The sequence below is a fragment of the Saccharopolyspora hirsuta genome (assembly GCF_008630535.1).
Lineage (GTDB): Bacteria > Actinomycetota > Actinomycetes > Mycobacteriales > Pseudonocardiaceae > Saccharopolyspora > Saccharopolyspora hirsuta.
In genome coordinates this window covers 83,912-102,523 of the sequence record NZ_VWPH01000019.1, presented here as the reverse complement: position 1 = coordinate 102,523, position 18,612 = coordinate 83,912, and the positions used below count along the sequence as shown (strand labels likewise).

The window sequence follows — 18,612 nt, the reverse complement described above, 5'->3', positions numbered from 1 at the left end:
CCGCGCTTGCCCTCACACCGGTGTGAGGTCCGCAGGGTTGGGCGCATGACAACGGATCTCGGATCGCAGCGCACCGCGCGGCTGCCGCTAGGTGCGCTGCTGGCCTTCGCCACGGTGGTGCTGCTCGGCTGCCTCACCGAAACCCTGCCCGCCGGGGTGCTGCTGCCGATGAGCACCGACCTGCGGGTGTCGGAGTCGCAGGCCGGTCAGCTGGTCGCGGTCTACGCGATCAGCACCGCCGCGACCTCGGTCCCGCTGACCGCGCTGACCCGGCGGCTGCCGCGCCGCGCCCTGCTGCTCGGGCTGATCGCCGGGTTCGCGGTGGTCAACGCCGTCACCGCGGTCTCGCCGTGGTACCCGCTGACGCTGCTGGCCCGCGTGCTGGCCGGGGCGGTGTCCGGCGTGATGTGGGCGATGATCGCCGGGTACGCCATGCGGATCGTGCCCGCCGAGCGGGCCGGGCGGGCGCTGGCGATCGCGATGGCGGGCACCCCGATCGGCTTCGCCGTCGGAGTTCCGGCCGGGACGCTGCTGGGCGAGCTGCTCGGCTGGCGCTACGCCTTCGGCGCGATGGCGCTGATCGCCGTCGCCCTGGTCGGCTGGGTGCTCTGGCAGGTCCCGCCGCTGCGCGGCCAGTCGGCGCAACAGCGCACCGGCGCCGGGGAAGTCCTGGCCACACCGGGGTTCCGCATCGTGCTGATCACCACGTTCGCGCTGGCTCTGGGGCACAACGTGCTCTACACCTACATCGGTCCGGTGCTCGCCGCCGCCGGGCGGGTCGAGCTGCTCAGCACCGCGCTGCTGGTCTTCGGGATCGCCTCCGTGCTGGGGCTGTGGATCGTCGGCTCGTTCGTCGACCGCCGGTTGCGGCTGCTGGTCCGCTGCTCGACGTCGCTGGTCGCCGTCGCGGCCGCGGTGATCGGCGGTGCCGCGGCGTGGCCGGTGGCGCTGCTGCTCGCGGTGGCCGTGTGGGGCGTGGCTTTCGGCGGTGCCCCAACGATGTTCCCCGCCGCAGCGGCGCGGGTCGCGGGGCGCGATGCCGACCTGGCGCAGTCGCTGACGATCACCGTCTGGAACGTGGCCATCGCGGCGGGCGCGTACCTCGGCGGCGCGGCCCTCGACCTCGCCGGGGACGCGGCACCGCTCCCCTGGCTCGCAGCGGCCCTCGCCGCCGCGGCGTTCGGGATGACCGCTCGGCGGAGCGCGTTCTGATGCCTTCAGTCCTCGAGCGCGCTGTACCGCTCGATCAGCCGTTGCAGCACTGCGCGGGCGTCGGGACCTTCGAGCGAGGCCTCCAGCAGCACGTCGAAGAGCCGGTGGAAGCGGTCCAGGTCGTCGGCGTCGGTGACGGTCATCTCCGTGTTGACCGTTTCCACCAGGGCCATGTCGTCGATGATGACGAAACCGTGCTGCGGCACCGCGCTCAGCCGCACGTCCATCGGCAGCACCGCCAGGCGCAGCGTCGACATTCCCGCCAGCGCCAGCAGCCGGTCGAGCTGCCCCACCATGACCTGCGGAGGGGCGATCGGGTGCCGCAAACCAGCTTCCGAGCACACGATCTGCACCTCGGTGCGCGGCCGGTAGAGGACCTCCTGCCGGGCCATCCGCCGCTCGACCGACTCTGCGACGTCCAGCCGGTTCTGGTGCAGCACCGCGACGGCTTCGAACATGTGCCGGGCGTACTCGGCGGTCTGCACCAGGCCGGGCACCATCGCGATCTCGAACAGCCGGATCCGCTCCGCGTCCTGCTCGAGCTGCTTGCCGTACTCCTGCCGGGCGCTGTTGCCGGTGCGCAGCTGGCGCTTCCAGCTCGCCGCCTCCAGCCGGATCTCGCGCAGCTCCTGCCGCAGCTCGGCCTCGACCTCGTCGCCGGCCCCGGTCAACCGGCAGTAGACCACCACGTCGGAATCGGCGACCGACTGGTTCGCGGTCTCCATCCGCGAGACCTTCGACGGGGTCCACCCGGCCCGCTGCGCGAACTGCTTGCCGGACAACCCCGCTTCCACGCGCAACCGCCGCAGCGCGTCGCCGAACGCCAGGCGGCGGGTGTCGAAGTCACTCACCGGCGCCTCCCGATCAGATCGTGCCGGTAGGCGAGCAACGGCACCGCGTGCTCGCACGCGGTGCCCCACCAGTTCCGGTACCTGGTCACCTCCCCCGGGCTGGCGATGATCTCGGTGCCAGCGAACTGCTGGTCCTCGAAGTGCATCAGCGCCACCCGCGCCTCGTCGAAGAGCCAGAAGTCGTGCGCGGGCAGGCCCAGCGCCCGCGCCCGCGACTCGGTGAGCACCCGCACGTCCTCGCCCGCCGCGACGTTGGCCCGGCCGACGTCGAGCTGCCACAGCTGGTACTCGGTCGGCGGCTCCTGGAAGACGCGGACCCGGGCGACCAACCGCCCCGCCCGGGTCGCCGCGGCCACCTGGTCCAGCCAGGGCCGCAGCCAGGTCAGGTCGTCCGGTTCACCGGCCCGCCAGCGCCGCCAGGGTTCGGCCTCGGCCGGTTGGCGGTAGGTGCCCTGGCACTCCCACCGCCACGCCCGGTGCCGGAACGAGCGCAGGAGCTCCTCGAACTCCGCGCCCGGTAACACCCAGGAACTCACGGTGCCGCCTTCGGCACGAAGACGTCGAGCAAGGCGGCCGGTACCTCCACCGCCGTCTCGTGGTCGGGCAGGCCCCGCTCTCGCAACGCGGCCAGCGCCTCCGGATCGGTGACCTTGTAGCCCTGAACGACGTAAGTGCCCTGGTCGGTGCTGTAGAGCGTGGGGCAGGTACCGGCGTGGGACGTCGTTCCCCGGAAGGTCAACTTCACCTGGTCCTCCTCTTTCGGAAGATTCCTGCATCGTCCGTGCAATACGTGCATTCGGTCAAGGGTCGGAGCGCACCGCAACTCGGACAGCCGATCCGGGTGACGCGCGTTCGCCGTGATCCACTCGGCCGTTCGGTGGGAATTCCGGAATGATTGCGCGAATTGCTTGAAATGCGCCCGCGCAGCTTCCCATACTCGATGGCAACCGGGGGCGACAGGAGACCGAGAGGCGGGCGAGCACGTGAACATCAGCCGGTTCCCGATGGGCACGATCCCCCTCCCGCCCGCCTCTCGCCCGGCCCCGGCTTCCCGAGGAGCGGCGGCGTGATCGGGCTGCAGCAGACCGAGCGGCACTACTGGTTGCCCGCCCCGCACCCGGAAACGGGCGTCTTCGAGCGGCACGCCTTCCACGGCCGCCGCTGGGAGGGCCAGCCGTCCGACGTCGCCGCGTGCGGCACCGAGGTGGCGATGGCCGTGCCCAGCGAGATGGACTGGCGCACCGCGCCGACCTGCATGCGGTGCAACGAGTTCCTGAAGAACCGGCGGACCGCGCCCTGACGCGGACCACGAACCTCCGGCCCGGTGCTGAACCCCGACTCGCACCGGGCCGGACCCATTTCCCTCCACAGTGGACAGCAGCGGGGGCGTGGCGCTTCCGGGCGAGTGACAAACCCGCGCGAGAACCGGAAACTGGCTGGAGCTGGCGCGTTTCGGCCAGCCCCGCCAGAGGGAGGTCCGATGCGCCGCGGTCGACCGCCGACGTTCGGCGTCGAGGAGGAGTTCCTGCTGCTGCACCCGGGGACGGGCCGTCCGGTGCCGCGCGCCCCGGAAGTCCTGGGCGAGGTCGCCGCGAACGGCCGCCGCTTCACCGCCGAGCTGACCGCGTTCCAGCTGGAGTCCAACACGCCGGTCTGCCGGACCGCCGACGAGGCGCAGCGCGCGCTGGTCGCGGCGCGGCACGAGCTCGCCGCTGCCGCGGACCGGCACGACTCGCTGCTGGTGGCCACCGGGTTCTCCCCGCTGGCGCTGCCCGATTCGCTGCCGCTGACCGACAAACCGCGGTACCACCGCATCCGGGACCGGTTCGGCCAGCTGCTCGACTCGCACACCGCCGCCGGGTGCCACGTGCACGTCGGGATGCCCGACCTGGCCACCGGCCTGGCGGTGTCCGACCACCTGCGCCCGCACCTGCCCGCGCTGCTGGCGCTGACCGCGAACTCGCCGTTCTGCGGCGGTCGCGACACCGGTCACGCGAGCTGGCGGAGCGTGGTGTGGTCGCGGCTGCCGTCGGCCGGACCGCCGCCGCTGCACCGCAACCCCGATTCCTACCAGCGATCCGTGCAACTGCTGCTGAACAGCGGAGCGGCGCTGGACCGCGCGATGGTCTACTGGCTGGTCCGACCGGCGGTACATCTGTCCACACTGGAGTTCCGGATCTCCGACGCGGCGGGCACCGCCGAGGAGTCCTTGCTGCTGGCACTGCTGATCCGCGCGCTGGCGTCGACCGCGCTGCAGGACGTCGCCGACGGCCGCCCGGCGCCCGAGCTCCCCGACCAGCGGCTGCGGCTCGCGCTCTGGCGAGCGGCGCACGACGGCCTGGAGGGCAGCGGACTGGACGCCGACGGGGATCTGGTCCCGGCCCGGACGTTGCTGGAGAAGCTGCTGGCTGCGGCCCGACCGGCGCTGGAGGCCAGCGGCGACGCCGAGCTCGTCGACGACATCCTCGGCCGCGTGCTCCGGCACGGCAGCGGCGCGCACCGCCAACGACGGGCGCACGACCGCCGCCACGACATGGCCGAAGTCCTCGCCCTGCTCGCCGAGCAGACCCGGACCGCGCTGCCGGACTAGGTTCCACCGTTCGACGCGCACAGGTCCCAGCGCCGGACCGGATCGAGTTCCCCACGCCGATGAGCTCAGGGGGAATCCGCGAGCCGCACCGGGTTTTCAGCATCCCAGGACACGGGAGGACCGCGATCGCCAGCTGCGACCGCGGCCCGATCCCCCCTTGTCCCCCAGGGGCACTTCTAATGCGTAGAACGCCCGATATGGATTAGACCAGCTGCCTTCGCCCAGGTCAAGGACTCCACTACCATCGGCAGCATGAAACCGCGCCTGCCGCTGATCGGTGAGCCGCTGGCCGTCGACCTGGTCAACACCAGGGCGGTCGTCCCGAGCGGTCCGGTCGACATGATGGCCACCCCCGCGGAGCTGTGGGAGTGGCTGACGCGCCAGGCCGACCGGATGACGATGCCCACCCGCGCGGAGCGGACCTCGCTCGACGAGGCCGACCTGGCGGCCGTGCACGAGGTCCGCGAGCACACCGCGCGAACGCTGTCCGCCATCCGGCGCGGGAAGCGCCCACCGGCCGACGCGCTGCGCGGCCTCAACGAGGCGCAGCGCGCCGCTCCGGGCATCCGCAAGCTCAGCTGGCGCGGCGGCGCGCTGGTCGGCACCGTCGACCGGCCCGGGAAGCTGGGCCTGCGGGTGGCCGCCAGCCTGGCCGAGGCCGCCGCCGACCTGCTCACCGACCCGCTCGTCGAGGCGCTGCGCGAGTGCGAGGAGCAGAACTGCGTGATGCTCTTCGTCGCGACGAACCCGCGGCGGCGCTGGTGCTCAGCGGCGATCTGCGGCAACCGGGTGCGCGTCGCCCGCTACTACAAGCGCCACAAGGCCACCGCCTGACCCGATCCGTCCACTGTGGCCTGACGGCGGCTCACGGCGCGAACGCGCGCAGGAATGTGTCGACGGCCGACGCGGCGACCTCGCGCAGCTCGGCGTCCGGGACCTCCCGCGTGCCGAAGCGAGCCCGCGCCTCCATCGGGCCGGTGAGCAGCGCGGTGAACTGCTCGGCGGCCTCCCCCGGATCGCAGCTGCGCAGGCGACCGGCCAGCACGAGCCGCGCCAGCCGATCGGCGAGCGCTTCGGTGACGCGGTCGGCGGCCCGGCCCCGGACGATGTCGATCAGGTCCGGAAACCGGCCGAGCTCGGCGTGGAGCAGTCGGCGCAGCACCCAAGAGCGTTCGTCGCAGTAGCACTCCAGCAGCCGGAAACCGACCTCCTCCAGCACCGGGCGCAGGTCCCCGTCGGCGCGCAGCTGCTCGACGACGGCCAGGTTGCGCTCGAGCGCCCGGTCCGCGTCGGCCGCGACGGCCTCCCGGAAGAGGGTCTGCTTGTCACCGAAGTGGTTGTACACGGTGGGTTTGGCCACGCCCGCCTCGGCGGCGATCACCTCCACCCCGGCCTGGGCGTAGCCCTCGCGGGCGAACACCTGCATCGCCGCGCCCAGGATCGCCTGCCGCTTGTCGATCCGGCCGCGCGCGGTGCTCCTGCTCGATGTGTCCACGACGCGCATCCTACCCGCACTTGAACCAGCCGGTTCATTTCCCTGAACCTTGCGCCGCTACCCGATCGGCATCTAATTTGAACTCACTAGTTCAATCTTTGATCCACGGGAGTTGCATTGCGGACGTTCGCCATCACCGGCGGCACCGACGGCATGGGCAGAGCGCTCGCGCTCGCCCTCCTCGAACGGGGCCACCACGTCGCGGTCCTCGGGCGCAGCCCGGCGAAGGGCGCGGAGCTGCTCGACGCGGCAGCGCAGCTGGGCGCCGGGAACCGCGCCCGGTTCATCCCCGCCGACCTGAGCCTCATCAGCGGAAACCGCGCGGCGATCGCCGCGATCCGCGACGAGTTCAGCGAGCTCGACGGGCTGGTGCTCGCCGCCCGGTACTACCGGTCCGACCGGGTGGTCACCGCGGAGGGCTTCGAGAGCACCTTCGCGCTGTCCTACTTGAGCCGGTTCGTGCTGAGCTACGAGCTCTCCGACCTCCTCGACACCGCCACCGCCCCGGTGATCCTCAACATCTGCGGGCCCGGCTCCGGCAGCGAGATCCACTGGGACGACCTGGGGTTGGCCGCCAACTACCACGGCCAGACCGCGCTCTCGCAGAGCGGGCCGCTCAACGACCTGCTCGGCGTCGGCTACGCCGAATCGTCCCGCCGGACGCGCTACGTCCTGTTCGGCCCCGGGCTGGTCAACACCGCGTTCGCCGGGCAGTACGACGCGGCGACCGCCGCGCAGATCGAGGCCATGCGCGCCCGAGCCACACCGGTCGCCGAAGCCATCGCCCCGATGCTCGCGATCCTGGACAACCCACCGGCAGCACCGCTGAGCGCGTACTCGCTCGGACGACCGCTGAGCCTGGACGGACCGAGCTTCGACCCCGATGCGGCACAGCGCCTGCACCGCACGACGCAGGCGCTGCTGGCCGACCTCACCACGCACGAGCAGGAGCGGACGGCATGACATCAGGGGTTTCCCCGGCGAGGCTGGCGGAACTGCTGGACTCCCGGGTCTTCGGGATCGTCGCGACGGTCCAACCGGACGGCAGCCCGCAGCAGACCGTGGTCTGGGTGGCGCGCGAGGGCGAGGACGTCCTGTTCATGTGCGCGATCGGCAGCCGCAAGGAGCGCAACCTGCGCCGCGACCCCCGGGTCACCGTGCTGGTCACCCCGGCCGAGGCACCGCACACCTACGCGGCCGTCCACGGCACCGCGACCTTCGAACCGGAGCGCGCCGAGCAGCTGCGCGAACAGCTGGTGCGCAAGTACATCGGCAAGAGCTGGGCCCAGCACATCGCCGACACCCCGGAGGCCGGGGCCGACCGCCGACCGATCACCGCGGTCCGGATCTCACCGCGAAAGGTCGTCGGACGCCTGTGAAGCGGCCGAGCGGGAAGTAGGCTGCGCCGAACGGGACGGATCAGGGGGAGCTGATGTCCACGAGCGCCACCACCGGGTTCGACGGTGCCACCACCGATCGGCTCCCCCGCCCGGCGCCGCCCTTCGCCCGGGTTCCGGTGCTGGTGCTCGCCGGGCTGGTCCTCGCGCTGCTGGTGGCGCTGGCCCCGCGCTACGACCTGGTCACCGACGAGCTCTACTTCCTGGCCGCCGGGAAGTTCCACCCCGCCTGGGGCTACATGGACCAGCAGCCGCTGGTGCCGCTGCTGGCCGCCTTCCTGGACACCGCGTTCCCGGGGTCGCTGGTGGCGTTCCGGCTGCCCGCGGCGCTGGCCACCGCGCTGGGGGTGGTGCTCACCGCCCTGATCGCCCGCGAGTTCGGCGGACACCGCAAAGCCCAGGTGCTGGCCGCGGCGGCGTACCCGCTCTCGCCGTGGTTGCTGGTCAACGGCCACTGGCTCACCGCGTCCACGATGGAACCGCTGCAGTGGACGGCGATGCTCTGGCTGCTGGTGCGGTGGGTCCGGCTGCACGGCCACGGCGTGCACCGGGATCGCCTGCTCATCGGCATCGGGGTGGTCGCCGCCCTCGCCGTGCAGACCAAGTTCCAGGTGGTGGTGCTGTGCGCGGTGCTGCTGGTGAGCATCGCCGTCACCGGACCGCGAGCGGTGCTCGCCCGCCCTGCGCTGTGGGCGGCGGTGGCGATCCCCCTGGTGACGGCCGTTCCCACGCTGTGGTGGCAGGCCGCCAACGGCTGGCCCGCGCTGGAGATGGGCATCGCGGTCGACGGCGAGAACGACCGCCTCCTGCTCGTTCCCACCGCGCTGTTCTACGCAGGTGTCGTGGTCGGTGCGGTGTTCTGCTGCTACGGCCTGGTGGTGCTCCTGCGGTCACCGCTGCTGCGGCCGTACCGGTTCCTGGGCTGGACGGTCCTGGGCGTGCTGGCGTTCTTCATCGCCGCGGGCGGACGCCCGAACTACGTGGCCGGGCTGTTCGGCGTCCTGTTCGCCGCGGCCGCGGTCGGGTTCCAGCACCGCAGCGGCAAGCTGTTGTGGCCGGTGTGCGCGATCTCCGCGGTGCTCCCGCTGGCGATGCTGCCGGTCTTCCCGCTGGAGCTGCTGGCCCGCCACCCCGAGATCCCCAACTACCCGCGGCTCTACGAGACCGGCTGGCCGGAGCTGACCGACGCGGTCGCCCGCGCCTACCGCGCGCTACCGCCCGAGCAGCAGCGCCGGGCGGTGATCGTCGCCGAGAACTACTACCTGGCGGGTGCGCTCGAGGTGCGAGGTCGGGCGGCGGGCCTGCCCGGGGTGCACAGCCCGCACCGGGGTTACTGGTTCTTCGGCGCGCCGCCCGAGAACGCCGACGTCGTGCTCTACGTCGGCAAGCGGTCGCTGGCCGACCACTTCGGACGGTCGCAGCGGCTCGGGGAGGTGGAGTCGGACCTGGTGAACATGGTCCGCGGCAACGAGATCACGCTCTACCAGGATCCGCTCCAGCCGTGGTCCGAGCTCTGGCCCCGGCTGCGCACCACCTGACCGCTCAGCGCGGCGGCCAAGGACCGCCGGGCCGCGGACCGCCCGGTCCCGGCGGCTGCGGCGGACGCCCCGGCGGGCGGTGCGCGGCGGGCGGCTGCGGCGGCTGCTGCCCGGGCGGGGCCTGCGGCGGGCGCTGTCCCGGCTGCGGCGGGCGCTGCCCGGCCGGTGGCGTCGGCGGGCGCTGCTGGTAGGTCGGCAGCTGCGCCAGCTCCGCGGGCAGCTTGAAGAAACCGGACTGCTCCTGGCGCGGCGCCCACGGCGGCGGCGGGGCCTGCGGCATCCGCCGGAAGAAGGCGTCGCGGGCCATCCGCATCAACGACAGGATCGCCTCCCGCCGCGCGAAGAACTTGTCCGGCGGGATGGTCGCCTTCTCGGCGTGCGCGTGCAGGAGCGCGAGCTCGGTCGCGGCCAGCTGGTAGTCGCCCATCGCGCGCGCTCCGATCGTGCCCGCCTGCGTCCGCGCCCAGTGCCGCGCCTGGCGGCGCCCGGACATGCTGCCCAGCATCTGCACGTCGTTGGGCTGCACCAGCCCGCTCGGGATGTAGGCGGGCAGGTACCTGCCGATCAGGTGCACCAGCCGCTTGCGGTCCTTGACCAGCACGACCACCAGGACGATCAGCACCGCCAGCTCGATCAGGTAGGCGAGCACCATGCCGGGGAAGCCGAGCAGCGTCAGGCTGCCGTTCCACGTCGCGTGCAGCAGGACGCCGCCGATCCAGCCGCCGATCACGGCGAACACCCGCCCGGAGCCGCTGTGGGTGGCGGCGTAGGCGACGCCGAGCCCGATGATCGAGGTGTAGAGCGGGTGGCCCAGCGGCGAGACCACGCCGCGCAGCACCACCATGAACGCCAGCGAGCCGTCGTCGATGCCGCGCATGTAGTAGAGGACGTTCTCCACCATCGCGAAGCCCAGCCCGCACATGCTGGCGTAGACGATGCCGTCGGTCGGTCCGTCGATCTCGTGCCGCCGCACCAGCAGCAGGTACAGCAGCAGAGCGCCCTTGAAGCTCTCCTCGACCACCGGCGCCACCACCGAGGCGGTGACCCCGTCGGCGGCCTCCGGCCCCAGCGACGGGACCAGCAGCGCGCCGGTCACCGAGTTCACGATCAGCGCGCCGATGATGGCCACGCCCGCGCCCCAGCCGAAGGCCAGCACCAGGTTGATCCGCGGCTCCGGTTCCAACCGGTCGACGAGCAGGATCAGCGCGACCAGCACGATCGCCGTGGGCAGCGCCAGCATCGTGCCGACGACGACGTTCACCGGCCCGCCGGTCAGCAGGTAGAAGGCCACCGCCAGCAGCAGGCAGACGCCGGAGATCACCAAACCGACGATCAGCGGCACCGGGGTCCGGTTCGAGCTGTGGCCGTCCAGGACCGATTGGGGTTTGAGCACGGACATGCGGGTGAGCGTAGGAGATCACCGGCTGCCGCATCCGCGGTTCGGCCCATTCGTCGGCTGGATCACCCACGAGTGCCTGATTCGCGCGGAATCCGCTCAGACAGGAGGTCGCGTGCCCGCCAGGATCCCGTCTCCGCCGCACTGGGGGCAGCCTCGCCACTCGGCCAGCGTCATGCCGGTCATCAGCTCCTCGGTCGCCTGGATCATGTACAGGCGCGGGTCGCTGATCTTCTTGAACCCCCCGCAGGTGAAGCAGATCGCGTTCGGGCCGGCGTCGAACACCGGCGGCTGGCCCTGCTCGGTCATGCCTCGATCCTCACCTCGGCGGTGGCCAGGGGTGGCGCTGGCGGCCCGGCGTCGCCCGGCAGTGCCGACAACGCGTCCAGCCCACGGCGGTGCAGCTCTCGCCGGTGTCCACCGAGAAGAACCCGCGCGGCACCCGAACCTGGCCCCGGCCCTTGCAACCCCGGCAGATGCCACCCGGCTCGGACTCAGCGGTCACGTCCGCCTCCCGAACTCGCGAACCGGGCATGTCCCCACCATCGTATCGGCCGAGCGCCCACCCCGGTCGGCCGGGTTTTCAACCGCGATCACCGCTCGTCGAGGTCCACTTCGCCGCGGAGGATGCTGTAGAGGGCGCAGTCGCGCCAGCGGCCGTTGCGGAAGGTGTAGCCGCGCAGCACGCCTTCCCTGGTGAAACCGGCCTTCTCCAGGGACCGCTGCTCGGCGGCGTTGTCCAGCTCGGTACCGGCTTCGAGGCGGTTGACCTGCGTGTGCGCGAACAGGTAGCGGACCAGCTGGCGCTGCGCTTCGGTGCCGTAGCCGTGACCGCGCGCGTCGGGTCGCAGGTTGATGCCGATCTCGAAGCAGTGCGAGGCGGGGCCGGTCTCGACGCGGTGCCAGGACACGAACCCGACCAGCTCGTGCTCGGCGTCCACCAGCAGCACGCCGTGCTCGTCGCCGAGCAGCCCGGACTCCTCCCAGCGCCGGGTCATCCGGTCCGGTTTGCGCCACCCCCACCAGTTGTGCGGGGCGGTGGTCTCCGGTTCGTTGATCAGCTGCTCCAGGGCTGGCAGGTCGTCCTCGCGGACCGGTCTCAGCGCCACGTCTCCCATACCGGCGAGCCTAATCGGCGGTGTCGGGGAGCCCTCCGCGGCGAACTCCCCGACATCGCCGAACGTCAGCTGCTCTGCGGGAACCCGAGGTCGACGCCGCCGTGGGAGGGGTCCGGCCAGCGCGTGGTGACCACCTTGGTGCGGGTGTAGAACTGGATTCCGTCCGGGCCGTAGGCGTGCGCGTCGCCGAACAGCGAGTCCTTCCAGCCGCCGAAGGAGTAGTACGAGACCGGCACCGGGATCGGGACGTTCACCCCGACCATGCCGACCTCCACCTCCTCGCAGTACTGGCGCGCCGCGCCACCGCTCTCGGTGAAGATCGCGGTGCCGTTGCCGTACGGGTTGGCGTTGAGCACCTCGATCGCCGCGTCGTAGCTGGGCACCCGCAGCACGGAGAGCACCGGACCGAAGATCTCGTCGGTGTAGATGGACATGTCGGTGCCGACGTGGTCGAACAGGGTCGGGCCGAGCCAGAAGCCGTCGGCGCCGCCGTCGACCCGCACCCCGCGGCCGTCCACCACCAGCTCCGCCCCGGCGGCGACCCCGGCGTCCACGTAGGACGTCACGCGGTCCCGGTGGGCGGCGGTGACCAGCGGCCCCATGTCGCAGCCGCGACGCCCGTCGCCGACGTTGAGCTTGCCCATCCGCTCGGCGATCTTGGCCACCAGCTCGTCGCCGACCGGGTCGACCGCGACGACCGCGGAGATCGCCATGCACCGCTCCCCCGCCGAGCCGAACCCGGCCGAGACCGCGGCGTCGGCGGCCAGGTCCAGGTCCGCGTCGGGCAGCACCACCATGTGGTTCTTGGCGCCGCCGAGGGCCTGCACCCGCTTGCCGTGGCTGGTGCCGGTCTCGTAGACGTAGCGCGCCACGGGCGTGGAGCCGACGAACGACACCGCCTTGACCGCCGGGTGCGCCAGCAGCGCGTCGACGGCGACCTTGTCCCCGTGGACCACGTTGAGCACGCCGTCGGGCAGCCCCGCCTCCTGCCAGAGCCGGGCGATGAAGTTGGCCGCCGACGGGTCCTTCTCGCTGGGCTTGAGCACCACGGTGTTGCCGCAGGCGATCGCGTTGGGCACGAACCACAGCGGGACCATGGCCGGGAAGTTGAACGGCGAGATCACCCCGACGACCCCGACCGGCTGGCGCACCGAGTGCACGTCGACGCTGGTCGAGGCGTTCTCCGAGAACCCGCCGCGCAGCAGGTTCGGGATGCCGCAGGCGTACTCGACGTTCTCCAGGCCGCGCTGGACCTCGCCCGCGGCGTCGGAGAGCACCTTGCCGTGCTCGGCGGTGATGATCTCGGCCAGCTCGGACTTGTGCTGGTTGAGCAGCTCGCGGAAGGCGAACAGCACGTTCGTCCGCTTCGCCAGCGAGGTGCGCCGCCAGGTCTTCAGCGCCTCGGCGGCCTCCGCCACCGCGGCGTCCACATCGGACTCGGTCGCGAACGCGACGTGCTTGGCCACCGCACCGGTGGCGGGGTCGAAGACCTCGCCGGTGCGCTGCGGGACCGCGTCGTCGAACTCGCCCGCGATCCAGTGCCTGATCAGTTCTGTCATCGGTGGAGCTCCTGCTCGGCCAGCGAGGTGGTTTCGGTGATGATCTGCAGCGCCTGCCCCGCCTCGTCCTCGGTCAGGGTCATCGGCGGCGCCAGGCGCAGGACGTTGCCGTACAGCCCGCCCTTGCCCAGCAGCAGGCCGCGCTCCTTGGCCAGTTCCATCACCCGGCCAGCAGCCGCGGCGGAAGGCGTGCGGGTGCCCGGTTCGACCAGCTCGACGCCGATCATCAGGCCCTTGCCCCGCACGTCGCCGATCAGGCCGCAGCGCTCGGCGTGCGCGCGCAGCCCGTCCAGCAACCGGCCGCCGAGCTTGGCGGCGTTGCCCTGGAGGTCGTTGTCCAGCAGGTACTCCAGCGCCGCCGCGGCGCCGCCGGTGGAGATCGGGTTGCCGCCGAAGGTGGAGATGGAGTTGGCGGTCAGGCAGTCCATCAGCTCGGCCTCGGCGACCACGCCGCCGATGGCCAGCCCGTTGCCCAGCCCCTTGGCGAAGGTCATCGCCGCCGGGGTGACGCCGTGCGCCTGGATGCCCCAGAAGTGCTCGCCGGTGCGGCCCCAGCCGGTCTGCACCTCGTCGGAGATCAGCAGGATGCCGTACTCCTCGAGCACCTCGGCGAACGCGCCGAACAGCCCGTCGGGCGGGGTGGCGAAACCGCCGACGCCCTGGATCGGCTCGGCGATCATGCAGGCCACGTCGCCGGAGGTGGTGGTCTCGATCACCTCGCGCAGGTCCTCGACGCAGGCGGCGATGTAGTCGGCGTCGGAGAGGTTCCGGAACGGGCTGCGGTAGCGGTAGCCGCCCTGCACGTAGCTGACCTCGAACGGCGACAGCGCGCTGGCCGACCAACCGCGGTTGCCGGTGACGCCGAGGGCCCCGAAACCCCGGCCGTGGTAGGAGTTGCGCAGCGCGAGCACCTGGTGGCTGCGCCGGTACTGGGTGGCCAGCATCAGCGCGGTCTCGTTGGCCTCGGTGCCGGAGTTGGTGAAGAACACCTTCGGGTTGGCCATCCCGGACAGCTCGCCGATCCGCTCGGCCAGCTCCACCTGCTTGCGGATCAGGTACAGCGTGGAGGTGTGCAGGACGCCGCTGTCGACCTGGCGGCGGATCGCGTCGCTGATCTCGGCGATGTCGTAGCCGATCGCGTTGGTCAGGACCCCGGCGAAGAAGTCCAGGTAGGTGTTGCCCGCCGAGTCGGTGACGTGCCGCCCCCGGCCGCTGACGATCTCGATGGGTTCGTCGTAGTAGAGCGCCAGCCAGCTGGGCATGGCCGCGCGGTGGCGGGCCAACAACGATTCCGACATAGCTCCCCGTTCCGTCGTGGGCGATGCGGCCAGTCTCGCCCGCCGGGCGCACCGCCACCTACGGGCAACCTGTACAGACCTGCCCCGGTTGGCCGTACGGTGTGTGCACCGAGGAGGTGCGATGGAGCTGATGTCGCCGGACGTGCTGGCGCTGCCGACCGTGTCCGAGGTGCTCGACCTGCCGGTGCTGCGGCGCGGCAAGCCCCGGGTGATCGCCGGGGCGTCGGGGCTGGACGGCCGGGTGCGGTGGGTGCACGTCGCCGAGATCGCCGACATCGCGGCGCTGCTCAGCGGTGGGGAGCTGGTGCTGACCACCGGCATCGCGCTGCCCGAGGAGCCCGGCGAGCTGGCCCGCTACGTCGACGGGCTCGCCGCGGCCGGGGCGTGCGGGCTGGTCGTGGAGCTGGTGCGCCGCTGGCGCGACCGGGTGCCGGGCGCGCTCGTGGACGCGGCGCACCGGCACGACCTGCCGCTGGTGACGCTGTCGGAGGAGACCAAGTTCGTCAGCGTCACCGAGGCCGTGGTGGCTCGAATCCGCGACGCGCAGCTGGCCGAGCTGCGCGCCACGCACGCGATCCACGAGACCTTCACCGCGCTGACCACCTCGGGCGCCGAACCGGCGTCCGTGCTGCGCGAGGCGGCACGCATCCTCGAACGGCCGGTGGTGCTGGAGACGATGGCGCACCAGGTGCTGGCCTACGACGCCGCCGGGCAGGACCCTGTCGCGCTGCTGTCGGAGTGGTCGGAGCGCTCCCGCGCGGTGGTGCAGTCCGGCCGGACCTCCTACGACCCGGACCACCGGTGGCTGACCACCGTGGTCGGGGCCCGCGGCGACGACTGGGGGCGGCTGGTGGTGCTCGGGCCCGAACCCGCGCACCGGCACGTGGTGGTCGCCGAGCGGGCCGCCTCGGCGCTGGCGGTGAACCGGCTGGTCACGCGGGACCGGGAGAGCCTGGAGCGCCAGACCCACCGCACGCTCATCACCGAACTCCTCGCGGGCAGCACCGCAACCGCGGACCTGGCCGCCCGTGCCGCCGGGCTCGGTGTGCCGCTGGACGGCCCGCTGGTGGGCATCGCGGTGCGGCCGCACACCACCACTACCCCGGCTCCAGCGCTGGAGACCCAGCAGGCGCTGCGCGATCTGGCCGAGGCGACCGCGCTGGCCGCGCGCAAGGCGAAGCTGCCGGTGCTGGTCGGGGTGGTCGACGACCTCACCGTGCACGCCGTGGTGGCGCTGTCCGGGGTCGACCTGGACACCGCGCTGCACCGCCTCGCCGCGGACATCCGCCGCTCCGCCGCGCTGCCCCTGGTGGTGGCCGTCGGCACCGCCGTGGGGTCGATCTCCGGGGCGCGCCGGACGCTCACCGAGGCCGCGCAGGTCGCGGAGGCGGCGCTGCACGTCGACGACGGCACGCGCGACTTCCACCGGCTCGACGACGTGCGCCTGCGCGGGCTGCTGCACCTGCTGCGCGGCGACGAGCGGCTGACCGCGTTCGCCGAGCGGGAGCTGGGCCCGATCCGGGACAACGAGCGGCTGCTCGACGCGTTGCGCTCGTTGTGCCGCCACGGCGGCAACAAGTCCGCTGCCGCGGCCGCGGCGCACCTGTCGCGCACGGCGTACTACGGCCAGCTGGCGCGCGTCGAGCAGCTGCTCGGCGTCTCCCTCGACAGCCCGGAGTCCTTGGTGTCCCTGCACGTCGCACTGCTCGCCTGGGACATGCACCGGGATTGAGGGCGGGTTACTGCGCCTGCTTCGCGAGCGCCTCGCCGATGATGCGCGCACCGTCGGGGAACGCACCGGGGTTCGGGCCCGCGTAGTTGATCCGCAGGTGGGGGCCGGTGGGCTCGGCGGGGAACCACTCGTCGCCCGGGGCGATGATGACCCCGGCGGCCTCGCAGTCCCGGACCAGCCGGGGCAGGTCCGTCGCGTCCGGCAGCCGGACCCAGAGGTTCAGCCCGCCCTGCGGCACCGCTTCCAGGTGCGCATCGGGGACGTGTTCCCGCAGCGCGGCGACGAGGAGGTCGCGGCGGGCGGCCAGCTGGTGGTGCAGGTTGCGCAGGTGCGTGCGCCAGGCCGGTTGGGTGACCACGTCGAGCGCGACGGCCTGCAGCACCCCGCTGATGTACATGGATTCGGCGTGGGCGTCGACGAGGATGCGCTCGCGGGCCGGGCCGCGGGCGATGATCCCGGCGATGCGCACGGCCGGGGACACGCTCTTGGTCAGCGAGCGCAGGTAGACGACGTGCCCGCTGCCGTCGCGGGTGGCCAGGGGCGCCGGGTCGGTGTCGATGCCGAAGTCGTGCGCCGAGTCGTCCTCGATCAGGAACGCCCCGTGGCGGCGCACCACCTCCAGCACCTCCTCGCCCAGGGCGGGCGACCACTGCGCGCCGGTCGGGTTGGCGAAGTTCGGCTGCGCGTAGAAGGCCCGCGCCCCGGTCCGCTGGAACGCGCGGGCCAGCTCGTCCGGGTCCGGGCCGCGGATGCCGCTGGGCACCGGGACCAGCTGGACGCCCGTCTGCGCGGCGGCGAGGATCGCGCCCCAGTAGGTCGGCGATTCCACCAGGAGCGGCCGCCCGGCGCCGACCAGCGCGCGGAAGGCGGTGCTGAGCCCGCTCTGGATCCCCGGCACGATCACCGCGTCGCTCGGCGCCGGTGGCGCGACGTCGACCGGCGTGGCCGTGCCGAGCTCGGTCACGAACCAGGCCTGCAGCTCCGGCAGCCCCGCAGCCGGGGGTCTGCTGACCGCCGCCTCGCTGCGCGCGGCTCGGGCGAACGCGGCCCGCACCAGGCGCTCCGGTAGCAGTTCGCGATCGGGGTAGCCCGCGTGCAGCGCCATCGCGTCGTTCGGCGCGGTGCGCAGCGCGGTGGACAGCTGCCGGATGCGGTGCTGCGGCGCGCCGAGGGCCGCGGTCTGCCACCCGTAGTCGTTCGGGCGGGCGACGCGGACCGCCCGGACGAAAGTACCGACACCGGGCCGACTCTCGACCACTCCTTGCGAGGTCAAGGTCCGCAGCGCCTTCTGCACCGTCACCGGACTCGCCCCGTGCTGCGCGACCAGCGCACGCGTCGACGGCAGCTTCGCCCCCGGCGGGGCCGTCGCGATCCACTCGCGGAGTTCGGCGACGATGCGCGAACTGCTATCGTTCGACATGAGACTACAGAGTAGCGCTACTCTTCCCGACGCACCAGCGCTATCCACGTCCCGGGCCGGTCTCGGCTGGGGCCTGCTCGGCGTGGGCGCCTTCTCCTTCACCGTCCCGTTCACCCGCGTCGCCGTCGCGGGCGGCGGGATGTCCCCGCTTTTCACCGGCTCCGCCCGCGCCGTCATCGCCGCCCTGCTCGCAGCCGCCGCGCTGGCGATCACCAGGCAGCGGCTGCCGCGCGGCGTCCAGTGGGTGCGGGTCGCGGTCGTCGCCGGTGGCGTGGTCGTGGGCTTCCCCGTGCTGACCTCCTTCGCGCTCACCACCGCCCCGGCCAGCCACGGCGCCGTGGTGATCGCGGTGCTGCCCGCCGCGACCGCGGTGGTGGCCGTGCTCCGCGGGCACGAGCGTCCCCCGAAGTCGTTCTGGATCATGGCGGCCGTCGGTGCTGCCGCGGCCGTGGTGTTCGCCGCGCTGCAGGGCGGCGGCCTCAGCGGGTTGCACTGGTCCGATCTGCTGCTGTTCGGCTCGGTGCTGGCCGCCGCGGTCGGCTACGCGGAGGGCGGGCTGCTCGCCCGCGAGCTCGGCGCCTGGCAGACCGTGTCCTGGGCGCTCGTGCTCGCCGCGCCGCTGATGATCGCGCTCACCGGCGTCTCGATGGCCCAGCAGCCCCCGAGCGGGACGGCGGTGGAGTGGGCCGCGTTCGCCTACCTGGCCGTGGTGAGCATGTACCTCGGTTTCTTCGCCTGGTACCGGGGCCTGGCGATCGGCCCGATGGCGCAGGTCAGCCAGGTCCAGCTCACCCAGCCGGTGATGAGCATCTGCTGGGCCGCGCTGCTGCTGGGCGAAGACCTCACCTGGCCCACCGTGCTGGGCGGCCTGGCCGTCATCGGCTGCGCCGCCACCGCCGTCCGCACCCGGCTCGGCCGCCCGGCCCGCTAGCCGCGCGAGGAGGCGGTTCCGCGGTTGACGTTCACCCGGGTGCCGGTCGATCTCTCGCGAGATCGCGCCCAACCC

The 18,612-nt window shown here is 72.7% G+C and carries 19 protein-coding genes; 9 read left to right on the top strand and 10 right to left on the bottom strand.

From position 1 onward, the window contains the following. Window positions 1–45 precede the first annotated feature (45 nt). Complete coding sequence (locus tag F1721_RS31980) at window positions 46–1,212, top strand: MFS transporter (RefSeq protein WP_150070567.1); 1,167 nt, start codon at window positions 46–48, stop codon at window positions 1,210–1,212. Between the two features lie 5 nt (window positions 1,213–1,217). Here the strand turns inward: F1721_RS31980 and F1721_RS31975 are convergent, their stop codons facing one another. The 3 genes from F1721_RS31975 to F1721_RS31965 are packed head-to-tail and all read right to left on the bottom strand — an operon-like array spanning window position 1,218 to window position 2,808. Then, window positions 1,218–2,063, bottom strand: coding sequence for a helix-turn-helix domain-containing protein (locus F1721_RS31975; RefSeq protein WP_150070566.1), 846 nt, complete (start codon window positions 2,061–2,063; stop codon window positions 1,218–1,220). Further along, window positions 2,060–2,599 carry a DUF6879 family protein gene (locus F1721_RS31970; RefSeq protein ID WP_150070565.1) on the bottom strand — a complete coding sequence of 180 codons (540 nt, stop codon included), beginning with the start codon at window positions 2,597–2,599 and terminating at the stop codon, window positions 2,060–2,062. The genes F1721_RS31975 and F1721_RS31970 overlap by 4 nt, the downstream gene beginning before the upstream one ends. Beyond that, window positions 2,596–2,808: a hypothetical protein gene (locus F1721_RS31965; protein WP_170301671.1), complete on the bottom strand. Its 213-nt coding sequence runs from the start codon at window positions 2,806–2,808 to the stop codon at window positions 2,596–2,598. Before F1721_RS31965 ends, F1721_RS31970 begins: the two co-directional genes overlap by 4 nt. Window positions 2,809–3,129: 321 nt before the next feature. On the opposite strand from F1721_RS31965, the gene F1721_RS31960 reads away from it, so the two are divergent. The 3 genes from F1721_RS31960 to F1721_RS31950 all read left to right on the top strand — a co-directional run bounded on the left by F1721_RS31960 (window position 3,130) and on the right by F1721_RS31950 (window position 5,487). Continuing rightward, window positions 3,130–3,363, top strand: a complete 234-nt coding sequence (locus F1721_RS31960) for a hypothetical protein (RefSeq protein ID WP_246155432.1) — start codon at window positions 3,130–3,132, stop codon at window positions 3,361–3,363. A gap of 180 nt (window positions 3,364–3,543) precedes the next feature. Next, window positions 3,544–4,653, top strand: coding sequence for a carboxylate-amine ligase (locus F1721_RS31955; protein WP_150070563.1), 1,110 nt, complete (start codon window positions 3,544–3,546; stop codon window positions 4,651–4,653). A 252-nt stretch (window positions 4,654–4,905) separates the two neighbouring features. Continuing rightward, window positions 4,906–5,487: a CGNR zinc finger domain-containing protein gene (locus F1721_RS31950; RefSeq protein ID WP_150070562.1), complete on the top strand. Its 582-nt coding sequence runs from the start codon at window positions 4,906–4,908 to the stop codon at window positions 5,485–5,487. Between the two features lie 31 nt (window positions 5,488–5,518). Here the strand turns inward: F1721_RS31950 and F1721_RS31945 are convergent, their stop codons facing one another. Beyond that, window positions 5,519–6,148, bottom strand: coding sequence for a TetR/AcrR family transcriptional regulator (locus tag F1721_RS31945; RefSeq protein WP_246155431.1), 630 nt, complete (start codon window positions 6,146–6,148; stop codon window positions 5,519–5,521). A 117-nt stretch (window positions 6,149–6,265) separates the two neighbouring features. On the opposite strand from F1721_RS31945, the gene F1721_RS31940 reads away from it, so the two are divergent. Genes F1721_RS31940 through F1721_RS31930 form a run of 3 tightly spaced genes read left to right on the top strand, consistent with a single transcriptional unit; the run spans window position 6,266 to window position 9,083 of the window. Continuing rightward, on the top strand, window positions 6,266–7,111 hold the full coding sequence (locus F1721_RS31940; RefSeq protein WP_150070560.1) for an SDR family NAD(P)-dependent oxidoreductase: 846 nt from the start codon (window positions 6,266–6,268) through the stop codon (window positions 7,109–7,111). Further along, window positions 7,108–7,527, top strand: a complete 420-nt coding sequence (locus F1721_RS31935; protein ID WP_150070559.1) for a PPOX class F420-dependent oxidoreductase — start codon at window positions 7,108–7,110, stop codon at window positions 7,525–7,527. Before F1721_RS31940 ends, F1721_RS31935 begins: the two co-directional genes overlap by 4 nt. 53 nt (window positions 7,528–7,580) lie before the next feature. Then, complete coding sequence (locus F1721_RS31930) at window positions 7,581–9,083, top strand: ArnT family glycosyltransferase (protein WP_150070558.1); 1,503 nt, start codon at window positions 7,581–7,583, stop codon at window positions 9,081–9,083. A gap of 4 nt (window positions 9,084–9,087) precedes the next feature. Here F1721_RS31930 and F1721_RS31925 read toward each other — a convergent pair whose 3' ends face one another. From F1721_RS31925 to F1721_RS31905, 5 genes are all read right to left on the bottom strand, one after another. Beyond that, window positions 9,088–10,482 (bottom strand): PrsW family intramembrane metalloprotease, encoded by a 1,395-nt coding sequence (locus tag F1721_RS31925; RefSeq protein ID WP_150070557.1) that lies wholly within the window; start codon window positions 10,480–10,482, stop codon window positions 9,088–9,090. Between the two features lie 96 nt (window positions 10,483–10,578). After that, window positions 10,579–10,788: a hypothetical protein gene (locus F1721_RS31920; protein WP_150070556.1), complete on the bottom strand. Its 210-nt coding sequence runs from the start codon at window positions 10,786–10,788 to the stop codon at window positions 10,579–10,581. A 284-nt stretch (window positions 10,789–11,072) separates the two neighbouring features. Further along, the gene (locus tag F1721_RS31915; RefSeq protein WP_150070555.1) at window positions 11,073–11,597 is read right to left on the bottom strand and encodes a GNAT family N-acetyltransferase; all 525 of its coding nucleotides are present in this window, start codon (window positions 11,595–11,597) and stop codon (window positions 11,073–11,075) included. A 65-nt stretch (window positions 11,598–11,662) separates the two neighbouring features. Continuing rightward, a complete protein-coding gene (locus F1721_RS31910; RefSeq protein ID WP_150070554.1) occupies window positions 11,663–13,156 on the bottom strand; it encodes a CoA-acylating methylmalonate-semialdehyde dehydrogenase in 1,494 nt (497 codons plus the stop codon). Then, a complete protein-coding gene (locus tag F1721_RS31905; RefSeq protein WP_150070553.1) occupies window positions 13,153–14,454 on the bottom strand; it encodes an aspartate aminotransferase family protein in 1,302 nt (433 codons plus the stop codon). The genes F1721_RS31910 and F1721_RS31905 overlap by 4 nt, the downstream gene beginning before the upstream one ends. Window positions 14,455–14,575: 121 nt before the next feature. Here F1721_RS31905 and F1721_RS31900 point away from each other — a divergent pair, with 121 nt between their 5' ends. Then, window positions 14,576–16,186, top strand: a complete 1,611-nt coding sequence (locus tag F1721_RS31900; protein ID WP_150070552.1) for a PucR family transcriptional regulator — start codon at window positions 14,576–14,578, stop codon at window positions 16,184–16,186. Between the two features lie 7 nt (window positions 16,187–16,193). Here F1721_RS31900 and F1721_RS31895 read toward each other — a convergent pair whose 3' ends face one another. After that, entirely contained in the window at window positions 16,194–17,606 is a 1,413-nt protein-coding gene (locus F1721_RS31895; protein WP_150070551.1) for an aminotransferase-like domain-containing protein, read from the bottom strand. Between F1721_RS31895 and F1721_RS31890 the strand changes: the two genes are divergently transcribed. Next, a complete protein-coding gene (locus F1721_RS31890; RefSeq protein WP_150070550.1) occupies window positions 17,605–18,537 on the top strand; it encodes a DMT family transporter in 933 nt (310 codons plus the stop codon). The genes F1721_RS31895 and F1721_RS31890 overlap by 2 nt on opposite strands. Window positions 18,538–18,612 lie beyond the last annotated feature (75 nt).